The sequence below is a fragment of the Haloferula sargassicola genome (assembly GCF_040362925.1).
GTDB lineage: Bacteria > Verrucomicrobiota > Verrucomicrobiia > Verrucomicrobiales > Akkermansiaceae > Haloferula > Haloferula sargassicola.
In genome coordinates this window covers 47,581-66,288 of the sequence record NZ_BAABRI010000017.1, presented here as the reverse complement: position 1 = coordinate 66,288, position 18,708 = coordinate 47,581, and the positions used below count along the sequence as shown (strand labels likewise).

The 18,708-nt window shown below is 64.6% G+C and carries 15 protein-coding genes; 5 read left to right on the top strand and 10 right to left on the bottom strand.

Features of this window, described 5'->3' with window-relative positions:
* Positions 1–176 precede the first annotated feature (176 nt).
* Both tatC and ABXH26_RS14770 read left to right on the top strand, forming a co-directional pair.
* Positions 177–1,370, top strand: a complete 1,194-nt coding sequence (tatC, locus tag ABXH26_RS14775; protein WP_353567860.1) for a twin-arginine translocase subunit TatC — start codon at positions 177–179, stop codon at positions 1,368–1,370.
* 66 nt (positions 1,371–1,436) lie between these two features.
* Positions 1,437–2,312 carry a YicC/YloC family endoribonuclease gene (locus tag ABXH26_RS14770; protein ID WP_353567859.1) on the top strand — a complete coding sequence of 292 codons (876 nt, stop codon included), beginning with the start codon at positions 1,437–1,439 and terminating at the stop codon, positions 2,310–2,312.
* Position 2,313: 1 nt separating this feature from the next.
* On the opposite strand, the gene hemB is transcribed toward ABXH26_RS14770, so the two are convergent.
* The 3 genes from hemB to ABXH26_RS14755 are packed head-to-tail and all read right to left on the bottom strand — an operon-like array spanning position 2,314 to position 4,939.
* Positions 2,314–3,297 carry a porphobilinogen synthase gene (gene hemB / locus ABXH26_RS14765; RefSeq protein WP_353567858.1) on the bottom strand — a complete coding sequence of 328 codons (984 nt, stop codon included), beginning with the start codon at positions 3,295–3,297 and terminating at the stop codon, positions 2,314–2,316.
* A 4-nt stretch (positions 3,298–3,301) separates the two neighbouring features.
* Positions 3,302–4,690, bottom strand: a complete 1,389-nt coding sequence (cysS, locus tag ABXH26_RS14760; protein ID WP_353567857.1) for a cysteine--tRNA ligase — start codon at positions 4,688–4,690, stop codon at positions 3,302–3,304.
* Between the two features lie 57 nt (positions 4,691–4,747).
* Positions 4,748–4,939, bottom strand: a complete 192-nt coding sequence (locus tag ABXH26_RS14755) for a hypothetical protein (RefSeq protein ID WP_353567856.1) — start codon at positions 4,937–4,939, stop codon at positions 4,748–4,750.
* A gap of 105 nt (positions 4,940–5,044) precedes the next feature.
* Between ABXH26_RS14755 and ABXH26_RS14750 the strand changes: the two genes are divergently transcribed.
* Positions 5,045–5,587, top strand: a complete 543-nt coding sequence (locus tag ABXH26_RS14750) for a hypothetical protein (RefSeq protein WP_353567855.1) — start codon at positions 5,045–5,047, stop codon at positions 5,585–5,587.
* Here ABXH26_RS14750 and ABXH26_RS14745 read toward each other — a convergent pair.
* From ABXH26_RS14745 to ABXH26_RS14715, 7 genes are all read right to left on the bottom strand, one after another.
* Positions 5,581–6,138, bottom strand: a complete 558-nt coding sequence (locus ABXH26_RS14745; protein ID WP_353567854.1) for a hypothetical protein — start codon at positions 6,136–6,138, stop codon at positions 5,581–5,583. The genes ABXH26_RS14750 and ABXH26_RS14745 overlap by 7 nt on opposite strands.
* A gap of 84 nt (positions 6,139–6,222) precedes the next feature.
* Positions 6,223–6,786 (bottom strand): type IV pilin protein, encoded by a 564-nt coding sequence (locus ABXH26_RS14740; RefSeq protein ID WP_353567853.1) that lies wholly within the window; start codon positions 6,784–6,786, stop codon positions 6,223–6,225.
* A gap of 57 nt (positions 6,787–6,843) precedes the next feature.
* Positions 6,844–7,407 carry a prepilin-type N-terminal cleavage/methylation domain-containing protein gene (locus tag ABXH26_RS14735; protein ID WP_353567852.1) on the bottom strand — a complete coding sequence of 188 codons (564 nt, stop codon included), beginning with the start codon at positions 7,405–7,407 and terminating at the stop codon, positions 6,844–6,846.
* Positions 7,408–7,441: 34 nt separating this feature from the next.
* Positions 7,442–8,746 (bottom strand): type II secretion system F family protein, encoded by a 1,305-nt coding sequence (locus tag ABXH26_RS14730; protein WP_353567851.1) that lies wholly within the window; start codon positions 8,744–8,746, stop codon positions 7,442–7,444.
* 82 nt (positions 8,747–8,828) lie between these two features.
* Positions 8,829–10,505 carry a GspE/PulE family protein gene (locus ABXH26_RS14725; RefSeq protein WP_353567850.1) on the bottom strand — a complete coding sequence of 559 codons (1,677 nt, stop codon included), beginning with the start codon at positions 10,503–10,505 and terminating at the stop codon, positions 8,829–8,831.
* A gap of 27 nt (positions 10,506–10,532) precedes the next feature.
* A complete protein-coding gene (locus ABXH26_RS14720; protein ID WP_353567849.1) occupies positions 10,533–12,185 on the bottom strand; it encodes a GspE/PulE family protein in 1,653 nt (550 codons plus the stop codon).
* Between the two features lie 174 nt (positions 12,186–12,359).
* Positions 12,360–13,160: an ion transporter gene (locus ABXH26_RS14715; RefSeq protein ID WP_353567848.1), complete on the bottom strand. Its 801-nt coding sequence runs from the start codon at positions 13,158–13,160 to the stop codon at positions 12,360–12,362.
* 96 nt (positions 13,161–13,256) lie between these two features.
* Between ABXH26_RS14715 and ABXH26_RS14710 the strand changes: the two genes are divergently transcribed.
* Positions 13,257–16,712 (top strand): translocation/assembly module TamB domain-containing protein, encoded by a 3,456-nt coding sequence (locus tag ABXH26_RS14710; protein ID WP_353567847.1) that lies wholly within the window; start codon positions 13,257–13,259, stop codon positions 16,710–16,712.
* Complete coding sequence (locus ABXH26_RS14705) at positions 16,712–18,697, top strand: BamA/OMP85 family outer membrane protein (protein ID WP_353567846.1); 1,986 nt, start codon at positions 16,712–16,714, stop codon at positions 18,695–18,697. The genes ABXH26_RS14710 and ABXH26_RS14705 overlap by 1 nt, the downstream gene beginning before the upstream one ends.
* Positions 18,698–18,708: the final 11 nt, after the last annotated feature.

The following is an 18,708-nucleotide window of genomic DNA, read 5'->3' as shown; positions in this document are numbered from 1 at the left end:
ATATGGGCAAACGGGCAATCAAATAAATACAAAAAACCCACGCAATTAATAGCTTGACTCCGCATACGATCCGCATCCCCGGATTTTCCGGGTGAGCCCTGCAGCAGCGCGAAATCGATTTCCGCCTCGGCGCTTGCGAAAGATCTCCGCTTGCCGCAAGTATCCGCCCCCAACCGATGTTTTTGCTCAAGAAGGTCTTCCAGCTCCGGGACAAAACGAATCCCGAAATGGAAAAGCCCTTCCTCGAACACCTCGAGGATCTGCGGGTGATGATCATGCGGGTCATTATCACCCTCGTGATTTCCATGCTGCTCTGCTTCTCGTTGCAGGGGCACCTGATGAACGTCCTCCGGGCACCCGTCCAGAACGTCTGGAAAGAGCACACCCGGGGGCTCCTGCCGAGCCAAGTGGACGTCAACCGCTGGGAACAGGCCAAGGACCTTCTCGACCGCTCCAGCGATCTTTCCTCCACCCAGAAGGAAGCCTTTTTCGGTCATTTCGACGGTGAAGTCCGGCGCTACGTCGATGCCGTGCGGCTCCTGCGGGCGGCCAAGGCCCTGCCCAAGGCCGAGCGCCTTCCTTTTCTGCACCAGCAGGCGGGCGGCGACGTGGACCTGACCGGGCTCCTCGATGCCATCAGCGACTCCAAAGCCGACCCCGACTCCCAGACCGGGGCCAACCTGATGATGATGTCGGCGCTAAAGCCGACGGAGACCTTCATGCTCTCCATGAAGCTGGCCTTCTTCGCGGGCGTGGTGGTTTCGTTTCCCTTCCTGCTGTATTTCGTGCTGCAGTTCATCCTTCCCGGTCTCCACCTTCACGAGCGCAAGATCCTTTGGCCCTCAATGCTGGTCGGCTTCGGCCTGTTCCTGATCGGCGTGTGCTTCGCCTACTTCCTGGTCCTGCCGAAGACGCTCGTCTTTTTCTTCGAATGGAGCCTCGACATGGGGGTTACCAACGACTGGCGGATCGGCGAATACATCTCCTTCGCCACCCAATTCACCCTGCTTTTCGGCCTCTCCTTCGAGTTGCCGGTCGTGATCATGGCTCTGGTGAAGCTCGGGCTGCTGACCTACGACATGATGAAGCGCACCCGCTCGTATGCGGTGGTCGCGATCGTGGTGGCCGCGGCCATGATCACGCCGACCTCCGACGTGCTCACGCTTTCCCTGATGGCGGTGCCCATGTATGTGCTCTACGAAGCCTGCATCTGGCTGGCCTGGTGGGACAATCGGAAGCGGCGGCAGGCCGAGGCGGCGGAGGCCGCAGGCGACCTCGAGCGGCTTGGGCTGGAGACCGAGGAGGGTGAGCAGGAAGATCGCGGCGAGGTCATGAATGGCGACGACGACCCGCCATCCCACGCTGACTGACATTCTCGCGAGTCATCCGCCGCTTTCGCCTTGGACCTGCCGGGGAGCGGAACTCTATTCTCCGCCATGCATTCGATGACAGGATTCGGCCGGGGCTCGGCCACCACCGACCACGGCACCGCCACCGTGGAAATCGCCGGCGTGAACCGCAAGCAGGTGGAGGTGGTCCTTCTCGGCATCCGGGACCTGCCCGAGCTGGAAAACCTGATCCGGCGCGCGGTCCTGACCCGCGTGTCCCGCGGCCGGCTCCAGATTTCGATCGATTTCCAGCCGGCCGCCGAGGACCGCGCCGGCGTTCAGGTGGACAAGGAAGCCGCCGCCGACCTCGAACGGGCGTTCCGGGTCCTGTCCCAACACCTCAAGCGGGAAATCTCCCCGTCTGCCGGCGATTTCCTCCGGGCACCCGGCATCGTCACCTTCGATGATCGCGCCATCAACCCGGACTTCGCCTGGACCGCCATCGAGCCCGCGCTGGAGGTCGCCCTCGAGCAGCTGCTCGAGATGCGGGGAAACGAGGGCCGCCACCTCGCCGACGATCTCTCGGCCCGCCTCGCCACGCTGCAGGAGCTGCGGGCCGCCATTGCGGAGCTCGCCCCGGCACGCCCCGCCCGCTATCGCGAGCAGCTCGCCAAGCGCATGGCGGAAGCGGGCCTCGAACTCGATCCGGCCGACGACCGCGTCCTGCGCGAGCTGGTGCTCTTCACCGACCGCGTCGACATCACCGAGGAGCTGACGCGCCTCGACTCGCACTTCCGCAAGTTCCTGGAGTACCTCGCCGCCGGAGAGCCGGCCGGGCGCCACCTGGATTTCCTCTGTCAGGAACTCCACCGGGAGTTCAACACCATCGGCTCGAAGGCGTCCGACGCCCGAATCGCCCAGCAGGTGGTGACCGCCAAGGCGGAGCTCGAAAAAATCCGCGAACAGGTCCAGAACGTGGAGTGATCTACTCCCGCAGCCAGCCTGCGGCCCGCTTCGCGTAGTACGTCAGAATCATGTCCGCGCCAGCGCGCTTGATGCCGGTCAGCGACTCCAAGGCTGCAGCCTTGCCATCGATCCAGCCCGCCGCGGCCGCGCTCTCGATCATCAGGTACTCCCCACTCACCTGGTAGGCGGCGACTGGAAGCACCGTGGTTTCCCGCACCCGGGCGATGATGTCGAGGTAGGGCCCCGCGGGCTTCACCATCACCATGTCGGCCCCCTCCCCCTCGTCGAGGCCTACCTCGCGGATCGCCTCGCGGGCATTGCCGGGGTCCATCTGATAGGTCTTCTTGTCCCCTGCCTTGGGAGCTGAATCCAGCGCCCCTCGGAATGGCCCGTAGTAGGCGGAGGCAAATTTCGCCGAGTAGCTCAGGATGGCGACTTCCTCGAAGCCTTCCTCATCGAGCACCTGCCGGATGGCACCCACCCGACCGTCCATCATGTCGCTCGGGGAAACGATGTCCGCCCCGGCCCGGGCGTGGCTGAGGGCCTGTTCGCACAGAGCCCCGACGGTTTCGTCGTTGAGGATCCGCAGCTCTCCGCGCGCGTTTTTTTCCACCAGACCGTCGTGGCCGTCGGAGTTGTAGGGATCGAGCGCCACGTCGGTGATCACGCACAGTTCCGGCAGCGCTTCTTTCAGCGCCTGGATCGCCCGCGGCACCAGGCCTTCCGGATTCCAGGCCTCCTCAGCGCCGGGGGTCTTGAGCGTTTCGGCGATCGCCGGAAACAACACCACCGCCGGCACGCCGGCATCGAAGACCTCGCGGGCCTCGGCCACCAAACCCGCCAGCGACCAGCGCGTGCAGCCGGGCATCGAGCCGATCGGCACGTCCTCCGTGCCCTCATGCACGAAGAGCGGCTGGATGAAATCGGCCGGACTCAATGAAGTCTCCCTGACCAGCGCGCGGATCGCGGCACTGCGGCGGTTGCGGCGGGGGCGGATGTGCATAGGATCAAGCGGGTTCGAGTTGGTAGCCCTCGCGGCCATCCTTCACCAGCCAGCCACGCGCCGCAAGATCGTCGCGCAAGGCGTCGGACTTCGCCCAGTCCTTGGCCGAGCGCGCCGCCCAGCGTTCGTCGGCCAAGGCTTGGATGTCGGCGGGGATCTCCGCGTCCGGCTCGGGTTCGGGCAGTTCGAGACCGAGGGCCCGCAAAAGTCGGTTGAAGGCCGCGAGGGCTTCCGCAGCGGCTTGGCCCTCGAGCGAGGAGGCCTCGCGTAGCCCCGTGAACAGCCCGCCGAGCGCAGCGGGCGTGTTGAGGTCGTCGTTCAGCGCCTCCCAAGCCGCCTGAAACGGCCCGAAACCGACCGCATTGAGCACATGGTCGCCACCCGCCCGCGCCGCCAGCGCACGGGCACCTTTGGCCAGCTTGGCCAGGGCCTCGCGCGCTCCCGCGAGGGAATCGAGAGTGAAATTCAGTGGCTTCCGGTAATGCGCGCCGATCAGGACGTAGCGCACCTCCATCGGGCCATGACCCCGCTCCGCGAGGTCGCCGAGGGTGTAGAGATTGCCCAGAGACTTCGACATCTTGCCCCCGTCCACCAGCAGATGGGTGATGTGGAACCAATGCGCCGCGAAGTTGCCACCGCAGGCACAGCGGCTCTGGGCGATTTCGTTCTCATGGTGGGGAAACACCAGATCGACCCCCCCTGAGTGGAGGTCGAAGGACTCGCCGAGGTATTCCCGGATCATGGCCGAGCATTCGAGGTGCCACCCGGGACGGCCCTCGCCCCACGGCGAGGACCAGAAATTGTCGCCGTCCTCGGGCCGGCGGGCTTTCCACAGGACGAAATCGGCGATGCTGTCCTTTTCATACTCGTCGGCATTCGCGCGGGTCTCCTGGGTTTTTCCGAGCACCAACTCGCGGCGGTCGAGGTGGCTCAGCTCGCCATACCGGTCGAAGGACGCGATGCGGAAATACACCGAGCCGTCCGGCGCCGCGTAAGCGTGGTCCTTCTCGACCAGCGCCTCGATCATGGCGACTTGCTGGGGGATGTGATCGACCGCACCCGGCTCGATGTGCGGAGGCAGGCAGCCGAGCGCCTCACAATCGGTGTGGAACTTGGCCTTCCAACCCGCCGTAAACTCCGCGAGAGGCTGCCCGGCGGCCTGCGAGCCACGGATCGTCTTGTCATCGACATCGGTGATGTTTCGCACATGGAGCGTGCGGGTTCCTCCGGTTTCCAAAACCCGGCGGAACACATCCTGCAGCACGAAAGTCCGGAAGTTCCCGATGTGGGCGGGACCGTAGACCGTGGGACCGCAGCAGTAGAAGCGGTAGCTGGAACCGTCGATGGGCCGGAGTTCCCGCACTTCACGGGACAGGGTGTCGAACAGACGCATGCCGCCTGTTAGCGGCAGCAGGAGCCTATTTCAACCGCGGCTCAGAGAAAATCCCGTTCATTCCTGAATCGGTACCTGCTTGAACTGCGACTGGCCGCCGGCATCGATGATCTCCACCGGAAGCGAGGCAGGAACGCGCACCACCGGGGAAGAAACCGGTTCCGCCTGCTCTCCGGACAGCAGGCGGTTGGTCATCAAAACCAGGAAGCCTAAAAGAAACAGCAGGGTGACGGGGCGAAGAAGGGGCACGGGCGCACGGGATCAGATTTTCTAAAAATAATCAATAATTTTAAAATATCCGCTGAGCAACCCACGATTGCACGCCCGCCCGGCAGGGATCATATTGCGGGGCCCATGACCGATCGATCCACCAAGTCGAGCCGACTGAAGCAAATCCTGATCGGAGGTGCCGTGATTGGGGTGGCCGGGCTGGTGTTGATGCTCATTTCACTCGGCCGGTTCATTCCGGGACCCGTGGGAGAATGGTTCGGCTTGCTCTCCGGCATCATCAGCACGCCTTTCCTGATGGAAACCTCGCTGGCCGGCCTGGGGCTGCTCACCGTGCTGATCGTCAACCACATCCGTGAGCGTCTGGAGGGCGATGACTTCGTCTACCTTGATCAGATTGAGGGACCCGGCTCCGAAAAACTTCCGGATCAGGCTCGCTGGGCCAGTTATGCCCGAAAACCTCTGGATCCGGAAACGCCCTCAATGGAGGACCTTTTGGAAGGCGCTGTGGCGGCAGGCGACGTCGATGAGGCCACCGCGATTCTCGCCACCATGCCGGCCGAGCAGCTGGCGGCGCGGCCGGTGATGGAGCTGCGGCTGCGCCTCGCCGAGGCCACGGGCCATCACGATCTGGCCCGCCGGCTCCGGGAACAACTCCAGGCTCACTGATGCCTTGCAGCTTCCTCGAGGAAGAGCTCCGCAAGGCGGAAGCTGCGGCGGCTGAGTTCGCGGGCATCGTTGTCACCGATGAGGGCCAGCCCTTCCTCACTGACTTCGGCAAGAAAGATGCGCCAGGCTTTCTTGGCGACCAGATCGTGGTCGAGGTGAGGTCGCTGAACGGGCTTATCATTGCCCGGCCCCTCTTCGCCGGATCCGCCCCGCCGGCGGCGGCGGCGGCGGCGTTTGCCCGAGCCTCCCTCGGGGCCCGGTGGCTCCTGCATCACCGGCACCTGGTCATCGGAATCGGTGTGATCCGAGTGGTCGGAACGGGACTCTTGCGGCCGGGGCGCGGACTCCTTCACCGGCTCCGCCGGCGTGGACTCGGCGGGAGCCTTTGAGGGCGCTTCGGGCGCTGCAGCCACCTCGTCACCGCCCGCCTTCGGGGCCTTCTTGGCGGCCCGCTTGCGAGCGGTCTTGCGGGCGGCTTTCTTGGCCGGCTTGGCTTGCGGTTCAGCGTTCTCAGAAGCGGCAGCGTGTGCCTCGGGGGTCTCGTCACTCATCGCAGCCGAGCAAGAGCACTGGGCCCCGAAACGTCGAGAGGATTCCCGAGTTGCGGAAAGATTCCCGCCCCCGCTTCCGGAGCCTCAACGGCCCGACCCAATGTCATCGAGATTTGCAGGATCCTGGCGATCGAGATTTCCAGCACTGCCGGGCCGGGTGGAATGATCCGGACCGGAGGACCAGAGGTCGAAACCCGGATTCGAAGCGATCGGCTGGTCCGGATTCGAAGGGTCCTGGGTGCGATAGATGAACTCGCCGCCCCAGGGATCGAAGATTGAAAGCCCTTGGCGACCCGTTTGCCCGTTCAACCATCCCTGCGTATCGTTGTCCGGAGCAAGTTCGGCGAGATAAACCGGGGATCCTTCCCGGGCCGGTTCGGCGAAAAGGGCATCGAAGATTTCAGCCGTGCCCCCTTTTGCCGTGGGCTCCGGATAAAGCGGGTACTCGCCGCCATGGTCGGCGGCGTAGTCCTCCAAGGCAGACTCAAGAAGGCCGAGCTGCACCCTTGCTTGTGAGCGGCGCTGATTCTCCCCAACCACTCTCCAACCTTGGATACCCAAGGCTGCCAGCACGACGATGATCGAAATCACCACCAGCAGTTCCATCAGCGTGAAACCGCGAGGACCGGATTTTGAGGCGAATTTCACGCCTCTCCTTAGCAGGGAACGGGAGAGGCCACAAGCTCTCCCGTGCCTGCCGGGGCATCAATCCCAGCCGCGGATATCGTCCAGATTGTCCGGATTGTCGCGATCGTAGCCACCGGCCGCGCCGGGCTCGGTCTTGCCGTCGGGCCCCGCCGACCAGAGGTCGAAATCGGGGTTGGCGGCGATGGTCTGGTCCGGATTCTCAGGATCGTTGGTGCGATAGTAATACTCGTTGCCCCATGGGTCGTAGATCGCGAGGTTTTCCAAACCCTTCTTGCCGGCCAGCCAGTCCTGGGTGTCATTCTCGGGATCCAGCTCGGAGAGATAGACCTTGGTGTCTTCCTTGATCGGATCGCCAAAAAGCGCGTTGAAGATCTCGTCGGTTCCGTTTTTGGCGTTCTGCTGGGGATATGAGGGATACTCGCCGCCGTGATCGGTGGCGTAATCCTCCATCGCCATCTGCAGCAAGCCGATCTGGACCCTGGCCTGCGAGCGGCGCTGCTTTTCCTTCACCACCTTGAATCCACCCGCCGTGAGCGCGGCCAGAACCACGATGATCGAGATCACGACCAGCAGCTCCATCAGGGTGAAACCGCGGCCCTTGCGTTTGAAGTCGGTTCTCATGCCTCGTTGTAGCAGGGATTGAGTCAACTTCAACTTATTGGCCGACGGTCTGGATGACCTTGATCAGCGGCAGGAACAACGCGAACACCACCGACCCGACGACCAGCGCCAGGATGACGATCATGATCGGCTCCAGAATCGAGGTCAGCGCGGTGACGGCGTTGTCGACCTCGTCGTCGTAAACGTCCGCAACCTTCAGCAGCATCTCCGGGAGCTGGCCGGTCTCCTCACCGACATCGACCATGGAGATCACCATGCCTGGGAACACACCGGAAGCCTGGAGGGGCGTCACGATCGATTCCCCTTCCTTGACCGCCGCGTGAACCTTGTCGATGGCACCGGAGATCACCACGTTGCCCGCGGTGTCGCGGGTGATGTTCAGAGCCTGAAGAATCGGAACCCCGGAGGTGACCAGCGTGCCGAGGGTCCGCGAGAAGCGGGCCACGGCGCTCTTGCGCTGGATGTCGCCGATGATCGGCGCCTTGAGCTTGAGCGTGTCGATCGTCTTCCGGCCGCCCTTGGTTTTACCCCAGGAGTTGAAGGCGATGAAGATCAGCACCACGGCGAGGAAGAACCAGACCACGTTCGGGATCGGCCCGACGCTGGCGCTGAGGAAGAAGCGGGACGTGCCGAACACGATCTGCGAGATCATCGGCAGTTCCGCGCCCTCCATTTCCGCGAACATCGCCTCGAACTTCGGCACGATGACCAGCATGAGGAAGATGAGGATGGCGACCGCGATGAACATGACGATCACCGGGTAGACCATGGCCGAGACGATCTTGTTCTTCAGCTTCTGGGCCTTTTCCTGGTACTCGGCGAGGCGGACGAGAACGACCTCGAGCACACCGCCCAGCTCACCGGCCTTGACCATGTTGACATAGAGCTTGTTGAAGATCTTCGGGTGCTGGGAAAGCGCCTCGGAGAATGTGGAGCCGGATTGCACCGCATCGGCCAGGGCCTCGATGGTGGCCTTGAGGACCGGGTTGGGCTCCTGCTTCGCCAGCACGGTGAGACCCCGCAGCAGCGGCAGACCGGAATCGATCAGCGTCGCCAGCTGGCGGGTGAAGATCATCAGGGTCTTGGGCTTGATGCGGCCCCCGGTCTTCGCCTTGGCGGCCTTGCCCTTCTTGCCCTTGGGAGCAGCCTTGCCCTTTTTGGCCTTGGCGCCTTTTTTCTTGGCGGTGGCGAGCTGACCCTTGCCCGCTTCGACCACTTGGAGCGGATAGTAGCCTTGGGTGCGGAGCTGGTTGATGGCCTCGGCCTCCGATGTGGCGTCGACGGTCCCCGAAAGTTGCTCGCCTTTCGCGTCGGCGGCGGTGAATTGATACTGCGGCATGGTGGTTTTTTGAAAGTCGTTTGCTTTTTGTGGCGGATTTCCGGGTCCGGAGGCGAATCGAAAATGCGTCTGAAGAAGAAAATCAGGTGTATTTCAGGACTTCTTCAATGGTGGTTTTGCCGAGGTAAATGTTGCGCAGGCCGTCCTCCCGCAGGGTGGTCATGCCGTGCTCCATGGCCTTCTGCTTGACGACCACGGTGGGCGCGCGATCGGTGATGAGTTCGCGGACCGGTTCGTTGATATCGAGCAGCTCGTAAAGGCCGGCCCGGCCCTTGTAGCCGGTCTGACCGCAGACGTCGCAGCCCTTGCCCGTGTAGAAGTCCTTGTCACCCAACTCGTGCGGCGAGACGCCGAGTTGCGTGAGGATGGCTTCGCTCGGCTCATAGCTGGTTTTGCAGTTCGAGCAGATGGTCCGCACCAGACGCTGGGCCAGCACACCCTCGAGCGAGGCCGCGACGAGGAAAGGCTCCACGCCCATGTCAATGAGACGCGTCACCGCGCCGGGCGCGTCGTTGGTGTGCAGGGTGGAAAGCACAAGGTGCCCGGTGAGCGAGGCCTGGATGGCGATCTGCGCCGTTTCCATGTCCCGCATTTCCCCGACCATGATGCGGTCCGGGTCCTGCCGCAGGAACGCCCGCAGCACCCGCGGGAAGGTCAGGCCGATGCCCTCGTTGCAGGGAATCTGAATGATGCCATCAATGTCGTATTCGACCGGATCTTCCGCGGTGAGAAGTTTGTGGTCGATGGTGTTGATGCGGCGCAGCGCGGCGTAGAGTGTGGTCGTCTTGCCGGCCCCCGTGGGCCCGGTGACGATGAAGATACCGTTCGGCTTCACGATGGTGTCGCCGATGTACTCGTAAATGTGTTCGGGCAGGCCGAGGTTTTCCAGCGACAGGTTCACCGACGAGCGGTCGAGCACCCGGAGCACGACCGATTCGCCGTGCTGGGTGGGCAGCGAGGAAACCCGCATGTCCACCTGCCGTTCACCGACCTGCTTGACGATCCGGCCGTCCTGCGGGATCCGGCGTTCGGCGATGTTCATGTTCGCCATGACCTTGACCCGGGAAATGATCGGCAGGGCCAGGTGGATCGGCGGCGGCGCCATTTCGTAGAGCGAGCCATCGACCCGGTAGCGGATCTTGAAGTCGGTCTCGAAGGGCTCGAAGTGGATGTCCGAAGCCTTTTCCTTGATCGCCTGGTAGAGGACGAGGTCGACGTAGCGGATGATGGGCGCGGAGTTGGCCTCATTTTCCAGCTCGGCGGCGCTGAGTTCACCGTCCGGACCCCCGAACTCGAGCTGCTCGAGGATCGAATCCATGGCCGAACCGTCGCTGCCGTAGACCTCGTTGAGCTTTTCCTCGACCATGTAGTCGGGCGCCACGGCGAGGACCAGTTCGCGATCGAGCGCGAAACGAAGGTCCTCGAGGGTCTGCGGGTTCATCGGATCGACGAGCACCACGTGCAGGCCTTCCTCGTCGAAATTGATCGGCAGCGCGCCGTGGAGGCGGGCGGTGGCGGCGGGGATCAAGGCCGCGAGTTCCTCCGGCGGAGACCAGCCCTTGAGTTCGACCAGCGGGGCTCCGAGTTCGGAGGCGACGACCGGCCACACATCCTCGCGGTGCTGCACGACCTGGAAGTCCGCCAGCACTTCGGCGGCGTCCTTGCCGCTGTTGCTCGATTCGTTGAGGATTTCCTGTCCCAGCGAGCGGTCGATCATCCCGCGGCTGATGAAGAGTTCTACCAGTTGGTTGTTATCCATGGAAACGGGTTTTCAAAAAGTGTGCGATCAATCGGCGTCGGACATGGTGACGTGCAGCACCTCCTCGGCCGAGGTCAGGCCGGCGAGGACCTTGCGGATGCCGTCCTCGCGCATGGTCCGCATGCCGAGTTCGCGGGCGCGCTTGCGGAGCTGGGCGGAGGCCATGTTTTCATTGATCAGGTGGCGCACCTCGTCGTCCACCTGGAACAACTCGAAGATACCCATCCGACCTTTGTATCCCCCGCCGCGGCATTTTTCGCAGCCGACGGGGCCCATGATGGTCGCATCTCCGAGCCGGCTGGGGTCGAGATTCAGCGAGCGCATCTGCTTTTCGGTGAGCTGGGCCGGCGCCTTGCAGGCCGGGCACAGCTTGCGGGTCAGCCGCTGGGCGAGGATGGCGCGCACCGCCGAGGCGATGAGGAAGCGCTTGATGCCGATGTCGGCGAGACGGGCGACCGCGGACGGGGCGTCGTTGGTGTGCAGGGTGGAAAGCACCAAGTGACCGGTGAGCGCGGCGTTGATGGCGATGTTGGCCGTTTCCGCATCCCGGATCTCCCCGATCATGATGATGTTCGGCGCCTGGCGCAGCATGGCGCGCAGGGCGGCGGCGAAGGTCATGCCGACGTCCGCCTTCACCATCACCTGGTTGATGCCCGGCAGCTCGTATTCGACCGGATCCTCGACGGTGATGATCTTGCGGTCGGGGCGGTTGATGACGTTGAGGCAGGTGTAGAGCGTGGTCGTTTTCCCCGAACCGGTGGGACCGGTGACCAGGATGATGCCGTCCGGCAGGCCGATGAGTTCCTCGAAGGTCGCCTGGTCGTCGGAAAAGAAGCCCAGCTCCGGCAATCCGAGCACCAGGGCCGATTTGTCGAGGATCCGCATGACGATCGACTCGCCGTGGTTCGAGGGCACCGAGGAAACCCGGAGGTCGATCTCCTTGCCGCCGACCTTGAGCTGGATCCGGCCGTCCTGCGGCAGGCGCTTTTCCGCGATCGACATGCTGCCGCTCATGACTTTGAGACGGGCGATGATTGCCGGCAGCAGCTTCTTCGGGTGGTTGTCGACCTCCGCGAGGCGACCGTCGACCCGGTAACGGATGCGGACGGACGTTTCGAGCGGCTCGATGTGGATGTCCGACGCCCGCATGCGCATGGCTTCGGAAAGGAGGTTCTGCACCAGCTTGATGATCGGCGCGTCGCTGTCCTCGCCTTCCGCCCCGGGGGCACCGGCGACGTCGAGCATGTCGTGCTTGTCCTTGGCACCGTAAAACTGCTTCAGGAACGAGGCGATCTGGCTGTGGTTGGCCACCACGAACAACACCTCGCGGCCGAGCACCTGCGGCAGGCTGTCCATCGTTTCGAAATCAAACGGATCGGCGACGGCCACGCTGAGATAAACACCATCGTCGGCCACCGGCACCGCGCGGTAGCGGCAGGCGATGTCGTCCGGAATGGCGGAATTGACTTCGGGACTGATGGTCACGCCATCCAGATTCACCACCTCAAGACCCGCATTTTGGGCCAGCACGGCGGCCACGGTCGATTCGGTGAGTTCGGTGTCGGCGAGCAAGGTTTCGACCGGCGAGCCACCCTTGGCTCGGGCGTGGTCCACTTGTTCCTGGGTCACGGCACCCGCTTCCACGAGCAGGTCGGCTAGGTAGTCTTCGTTGGAGAACACTGTGGGTTTGGGAAGATCGTTCGAGGCTCTGCGGAGGTCCGGAATCCAAGGATTTCCAGCATCAGCAGTGCCGGACATTGGTCGAGCCGCCTCACCTTTGTCAACCTGTGCGGGTGCGCATTCGAGAATAGTCGTAGCTGCGGTAGGAACACGGTATGCACCATGCGCCTCCTTTTATTTCAGCGTAGCGCCGCAGCGGCGGCAGAACCGGGCATCCGGGAGGTGTCCGTGCGCCCCGCAGGAGGGACAGGTGCCGGAGCTGTCATCCCCGTCCGTGCGGGTCAGCTCCGCCGTCACGATCCCCGTGGGCACGGCGATGATCGCATAACCGGTCAGCGCCAGGAACGCCGTCAACACCTGGCCCCAGCCGGAACTCGGCGTCACGTCGCCATAACCGAGCGTGGTGATCGTGACCACCGCCCAGTAGACGCCGACCGGGATGCTGGTGAAGCCGCCCTTTTCCCCCTCGATCAGATACATGAGCGTCCCGGCGATCAGGGAAATGGTGGCCAGCACCATGAAAAAGACGGTGATCTTCGCCCGGCTCGCGACCAGGGCGCGCATCAGGTGCTCCGCTCCGTTCACATGGCGGGCCATTTTCAACACGCGGAATATCCGCAACAGGCGCAGCACCCGCACCACCATCAACGCGTGCCCGCCGGGCAAAAAGAGGCCCAAGTAACTGGGCAGGATGGAGAGCAGGTCGACGATCCCGTAAAACGACCGCGCGTAGGCTCCCGGGCGCCTCGATGCCCACAGGCGGGCCGCATACTCGACCGTGAAGAAGCCGGTGAAAATCCATTCCAGCACATAGAGTTGCGGCCCCACGGCTTTCCGGACCTCCTTCACGCTCTCCGCCATCACCGCGATCACGCTCAGCGAAATCAGGACCAGCAGCACCACGTCGAAGGCCTTCCCGGCCGGGGTTTCCGCCTCGAAAATAATCTCCCGCCACCTTTCCCGCCGCGTGGTCATGAGGTCACGCTGCCAAGCCTCCCCCACGCTAGCAAGTCCGCCCGACCTCCAAAGCGAAGGTTGCGCGATGCCGGACTCCGGTCATCGTAGCCGAGGATGTCCGACGCGGAAGCCCCCGAAACGCCCGAAAACGACCAAACGCGTCGCCGCTTCTGGAAGAAGAAGCGGTGGGGGTTTCTGGGCTTCGTGGCCGCCGCCTTGGTCTGGCTCAATGGACCCGGCTGGCGCTTCATTGCCACGAGAGTCGCCCAGCACTACCTGCCGGGGCTCGGTCTTGAAGGCGGCTTCGAGCTGACCGGCAGCCTGCTCGGCGGCGAGATCGGCATCCGCAAGCTCGACCTCAAGGGCGACGGCTCGGTCACCATCGCCGGCCTCGACAAGGCCGACATCCGCTACCGGCTCGGGGAGGTGGTCAAGGGCAAGGTCGCGAGCGTGGAGGTCGACGGGCTTTTCGTCGATGTCGACCTCGCCGCCCCGAAGATGGAAAAACCGCCGCAGGAGGACAAGCCGCCGACCGATCCCGTCGAGCTGCTGCGCTCGCTCCACCAGCGGTTGGTGCCGATGAATCTCCAGCTCACCGACCTCAGCGCGAACATCCACCGCGGGGCGGAAACGGTGGTCTCGCTCGCTTCGTCCGACCTGCGTCACAATCCCGGCAGCCCCGAGTTCAGGCTTTCGCTCGGCGATGTGCAGCTGCCCGGCGGCCGCGCGCTGCCGGCTCAGGACGCGCAACTCACCTGGGCTGAGGACTCGCTTTCCCTCGACCAGCTCAACCTGCTGCCCGGCGTCGGGATCCGCGACCTCACCGCGGTCTATCCGGAAAACGAGGACACCCGTTTCTCGGCCGGCCTGGTGATCGATGACAGCCGCCTCGACCTCGAAAGCGACCTCAAGCAGGCGACCGCCACCTTGTCCGGCGCGCCGCTCGGCATCCCGGAAACGCTGGCCCGTTTCGATCTGGAGCTGCCGATCCAGGGGAAAGTCACTTCGCTCGATGCGACGGTCACCGGCCTCGACGACGGCTTTTCCAACCCGGACATCACGGCAAAACTTGGCACCGAGGGCTTGGTTTACGACGGCTGGTTCACCGACACGCTCGAACTCGACGCCAAGCTGGCCGACCACCACGTCGATGCCGTTCTGCAGGGCAGAGCCCTCGGCTCGCCGGCCACGCTGAAGCTCGATGGCGACCTCGACCCCTCCGGCAACTGGCAGCCGCTCGCCGCCATCGCCTCGCTCGAGGTCGAGCAGGCCGTGCCGCCGCTCGATTACGTCCGCCAGCGCTTCGACCTCTCGCCGGACGCGCCTTCTCCCCCACCCTCCTCGCTTTCCGCCAAGGCCACGGCAAAGTTCGCGGAGGGCAAGCTGAGCCAATCCGCCCTGGTGCTCGACGCCACCGCCCGCGACGACTCGCCGCCGCTCCACCTCGAGGCGACCTGGGCACCCGACGCACCGCTCGGTGCCACGCTCAGGATCCCCGACGCCACCGTGGCGGGCAGCTTCGATTTCGCGGAAAAAACCTACACCGCCGACCTGGCGACCCAAGACTGGCGGCCCGAGCGCCTCAATCCCTGGACCGTGCCGTGGGGCGTCGAGCTGCCCGCCGGCATGCAAGGCACGCTGACCTTGAAAGGCAGCGGCAACCTCCCGGCGCAGACCCACACCGGCGAGCTCGAGGTCGGCTCCTTCGAGTGGCAGCGGGAGGGCGAAGGCCAGCCGCTGAAGGTCTTCGCCGAGGCGAAGTACGACTGGCCCCGTAGCGTCGATATTTCCTCGCTCAACGTCCAGCAGGGCCCGCAGAAGATCGAAACGCGCGCGCAGCTCGCGGACCAAAAGCTCCAACTCGAGGAGCTGTCGTGGACCGATGGCAGCGACGTCCTGCTCAACGGCCGCGCGACCGTCCCCGTCCCGGAAAACCCGGCCGACTGGAAGGCCATCCTGCGCTCCGACGAGAAGGTCGACGTGGACATCACCAGCACCGAGCTGCCGTTTGCGAAGCTGCATCCCTTCCTGCCGGAAAATGTCCGCTTCCCCGAGGCCAGCCGCGGCAGGATCTCCATCCAGCTCACCGGCAGCCCCGCCGAGCCGCTGCTCGACGCCACCTTCACCGCCAGCGACCTCAAGCTCGACCGCTTTTCCGATGCTCCACCGGTCGACGTGGACCTCCAAGCCACCGGCCGCGAGCACACGCTCAAGCTCGAGGGCAACCTGCGCGCACCCGGCTACCCCCCGGCCGTGATCGACGCGGTGACCAACTGGGAGCCCGAGCAATGGGCGGACGATCCGGAGACCGTCAAGCAAGCCCCGCTCGATGCCAGCGTGAAGGTCGCCGACCTCAACCTCGAGCTGTTCAAGGACTTCGTCCCGAAAGCGCGGGCTCTGGAGGGTGAGGTGAACCTCACCGCCGAGGTCACCGGCACCGTCGGCGATCCCAAGCCGCTGGCCACGCTGACCCTCGAGGGCGGCCGCTTCGAGATGAAGGACCCGGGCATGCCCCGCCTCAAGGACGGCAGCCTCCGTTTCACCGCCACCCCGACGCACCTGGAGCTGGAAAAAATGTCCGCCATGCTGTCGGGCGGCTCGCTCGACCTTTCCGGCTCCGCCGATCTCGCGGAGGGTCAGCTTTCCAACCTGAACTTCAACATCGACGGCACCGGCCTTCCCGCCGTGCGCAACGATTCGATGATCGTCCGCATCAACCTCGACCTCGGACTGCGGGGCGATTGGGAAACCGCCACCTTGTCCGGCAACATCGGAGTGATCGACAGCCTGTTCCACAAGGACATCGAGATCCTTCCCCTCGGCGGCCCGGTCCGCACCGTGGCCGAGCCGCAACTCGCGCGGGTCGATTCCGCCAAGCCGGCCGACGTCACCTCGTCGATCCCCGAGCCCTTTCGCGACTGGCGGCTCGATCTCACGGCCAAAACAGTCAACCCCTTCCTCGTCCGCGGCAACCTGGCCGGCGGCGAGGCCTACCTCGACGCCCGCGTCGGCGGCACCATCGGCAGCCCCCGCCCGGATGGCCGCGCGACGCTGCGCGAGGTGACCGCCAAGCTGCCCTTCAGCACGCTCAACATCGACAAGGGCTACGTGGTGCTGCGCCCCGACCACCCCTTCGATCCGGTGCTCGACATCAAGGGCCACTCCTCGGTGCGGCCCTATGAGATCGACATCTACGTCTACGGGCCCGTTTCCGACCCTCAGATCCAGCCGACCTCGAATCCGCCGCTGCCGGAAAGCGAGATCTACACCCTGCTGGCTTCCGGCACCACCACCGAGGGCATCGAGGATACCGATGCCGCCACCGCCCGCGCCGCGCAGCTGCTGATCGAGGAGTTCCGCCGCGGCCGGCTGGGCAACGTGCCGGCCCTGAAGCCGCTGTTCAAGGTGCTCGACAAGGTCGATTTCCAAGTCGGCGAGCAGGACCCCTACAGCAGCCGGAAATACAACTCCGTGGCCTTCGAGCTGGACGACAACTGGCTGCTCACCGCCGGCATCAGCGAGCAGGGAAATACCCGCACCAAGGTCACCTACCTCTTCCGCTTCCGCTGATGCTCCGCCATCCGATCACATTCGCCGCGGCGCTCACGCTCACCTCGCTGGCGCAGGACACCGAGATCCGCATCGTCGGCGACGACAGCATTTCGGAAACCGAACTGCGCGCCGCACTCAGCGGTCGCCTCGACCACATCCGCGCCAATCCCGCCACGCCCTTCCGCGCGGCCGACGCCGCCTTCCTGATCGAGCAGACCTATCGCGATGCCGGCTTCAACGACGCCACGCTCTACTGGAAAATCCTCGGCCCCCGGACGATCCAGATCCGCGTGGAGGAAGGCCGCCGCGACCTGCTCGGCGAAGTGGAGGTGCGCAACGTGCCGAACGAGAAGCTCAACGAGACGCTGGTCGATCTTTTCAAGCTCAACCCCACCAAGCGCGCCACGGGCTTTTCCGAAGTGCCCTTTCAGGAAGGCGACGAAGACAAGGGCCTCGACCTGATGCGCAAGCAGATGCGCAGCATTGGGTTCTACGACGCCGAGGTCTCGGTGGTGAGCCGCACCGAGCACCCGGACAGCGGCGAGATCGACTTCGTGTTGGCCGTGGATGCCGGCTCGGTGGCCACCATCGCCTCTCCCACGCTGGAGGGAAAATCAGCGCCCGGCACGCAAGCGGCGCTGGCCTCGGTGACCGGCAAGCCCGCCACCACGGGCAACCTCAACCTGCTGCGCTCGAAGGTCGTCGAAACCTACCAGAGCGAGGGTTTCCTCCGCGCGGAGGTCCGCATGACGCTCGACCAGGAAGATGGCCACGTACGGCCTCGCTTCACCGTGACCGAGGGCCAGCGCATCGTGCTGCGCGACATCAAGGTGACCGGCACGGAAAAAACCGACCCCTCCCGGATCGAAGTTCGCCTGAAGGATCTGAAAGGCACCGCCGTCGATGGCAACCTGGCCCGCGAGCGCGTCAGCGACCTGATCGCCACCGGTGCCTTCGAGTCCGTTCGCACCGAATTCGAGCCGGTCGGCGACGGCATGGTCGATGCCCTCTTGCGGGTCCGCGAAGCCGATGCGCGCGGCATTTCCGTCCACGCCGGCGTGGACTCCTACGAGGGCTTTCTGGTCGGGGCCGGCTATTACGATCGCAACCTGTGGGGCCGCATCCTCAACTTCAGCTCCGGCTTCGAGGCCTCGCAGCGCTCGCTGCTGGGGGAAATCTCGCTTACCAACCCATGGATCGCCGGCAGCGACATTTCGGGGAAAGTCCGCTTGTTCGCCAACTCGCGCGACAACGAAGGCTACAACGTGCTCCGGACCGGCCTGGAAGCCGGCGTGGTGTGGCCGGTCAGCGAGCACTACGACCTCGAGGCCACGGTCGGCTGGTCCTACAACCACCTGACCAATGACGGCCTGCTGCCAAGCGAACTGGGCGAGACGGACTACCAGAACCCCTACCTCCGCTTCAATCAGAAGCTCGACTACCGGGACAGCGCGATCACGCCGACCAAGGGCTGGTATTTTGAAACCCCCCTCGAACTCGGGGCGGCACTCGGCAACGACAGCTCCACCTACGCCAAGGCCGGCTTCGCGACCGCCTGGTTCCGCAAGGTCGGCTCGTCGGGCTTGCTCGGCCTGGGTCTTCGAGGCGACCTCCTCGTCCCCCTGTCCGGCGGCGAGAACCTGCCGATCGACCTGCGGCTCTTCAACGGCGGGGCCCGCAGCGTCCGCTCCTTCCGCGAACGGGAGCTCGGTCCTTGGTCGATCACCGGCTACCCGGTCGGCGGCCAGGCCTCGTGGGTGGCGAATGTGGAATACAGCCACCTGATTGCCGGCCCGCTGCGTGCTGTGGGCTTCGTCGATGCCGGCGGACTTACTCGTGATTGGGAAGCCTTGGGTTTCGACTCGCCGGAGGTTGCCATCGGCCTCGGTTTCCGGCTCGATCTGCCCATCGGCCCGGTGCGTTTCGAATACGGCCACAATCTCACGCGTGACGGCCATGACCCATCGGGCACTTTCCACTTCGCCATCGGGGCTGCTTTCTGAGCCCCGCCCCG

Coding starts and splice junctions, on each gene's coding strand:
- tatC (WP_353567860.1), top strand. CDS start 177: ATGTTTTTGCTCAAGAAGGTCTTCCAGCTCCGGGACAAAACGAATCCC.
- ABXH26_RS14770 (WP_353567859.1), top strand. CDS start 1,437: ATGCATTCGATGACAGGATTCGGCCGGGGCTCGGCCACCACCGACCAC.
- hemB (WP_353567858.1), bottom strand. CDS start 3,297: ATGCACATCCGCCCCCGCCGCAACCGCCGCAGTGCCGCGATCCGCGCG.
- cysS (WP_353567857.1), bottom strand. CDS start 4,690: ATGCGTCTGTTCGACACCCTGTCCCGTGAAGTGCGGGAACTCCGGCCC.
- ABXH26_RS14750 (WP_353567855.1), top strand. CDS start 5,045: ATGACCGATCGATCCACCAAGTCGAGCCGACTGAAGCAAATCCTGATC.
- ABXH26_RS14745 (WP_353567854.1), bottom strand. CDS start 6,138: ATGAGTGACGAGACCCCCGAGGCACACGCTGCCGCTTCTGAGAACGCT.
- ABXH26_RS14735 (WP_353567852.1), bottom strand. CDS start 7,407: ATGAGAACCGACTTCAAACGCAAGGGCCGCGGTTTCACCCTGATGGAG.
- ABXH26_RS14730 (WP_353567851.1), bottom strand. CDS start 8,746: ATGCCGCAGTATCAATTCACCGCCGCCGACGCGAAAGGCGAGCAACTT.
- ABXH26_RS14725 (WP_353567850.1), bottom strand. CDS start 10,505: ATGGATAACAACCAACTGGTAGAACTCTTCATCAGCCGCGGGATGATC.
- ABXH26_RS14715 (WP_353567848.1), bottom strand. CDS start 13,160: ATGACCACGCGGCGGGAAAGGTGGCGGGAGATTATTTTCGAGGCGGAA.
- ABXH26_RS14710 (WP_353567847.1), top strand. CDS start 13,257: ATGTCCGACGCGGAAGCCCCCGAAACGCCCGAAAACGACCAAACGCGT.
- ABXH26_RS14705 (WP_353567846.1), top strand. CDS start 16,712: ATGCTCCGCCATCCGATCACATTCGCCGCGGCGCTCACGCTCACCTCG.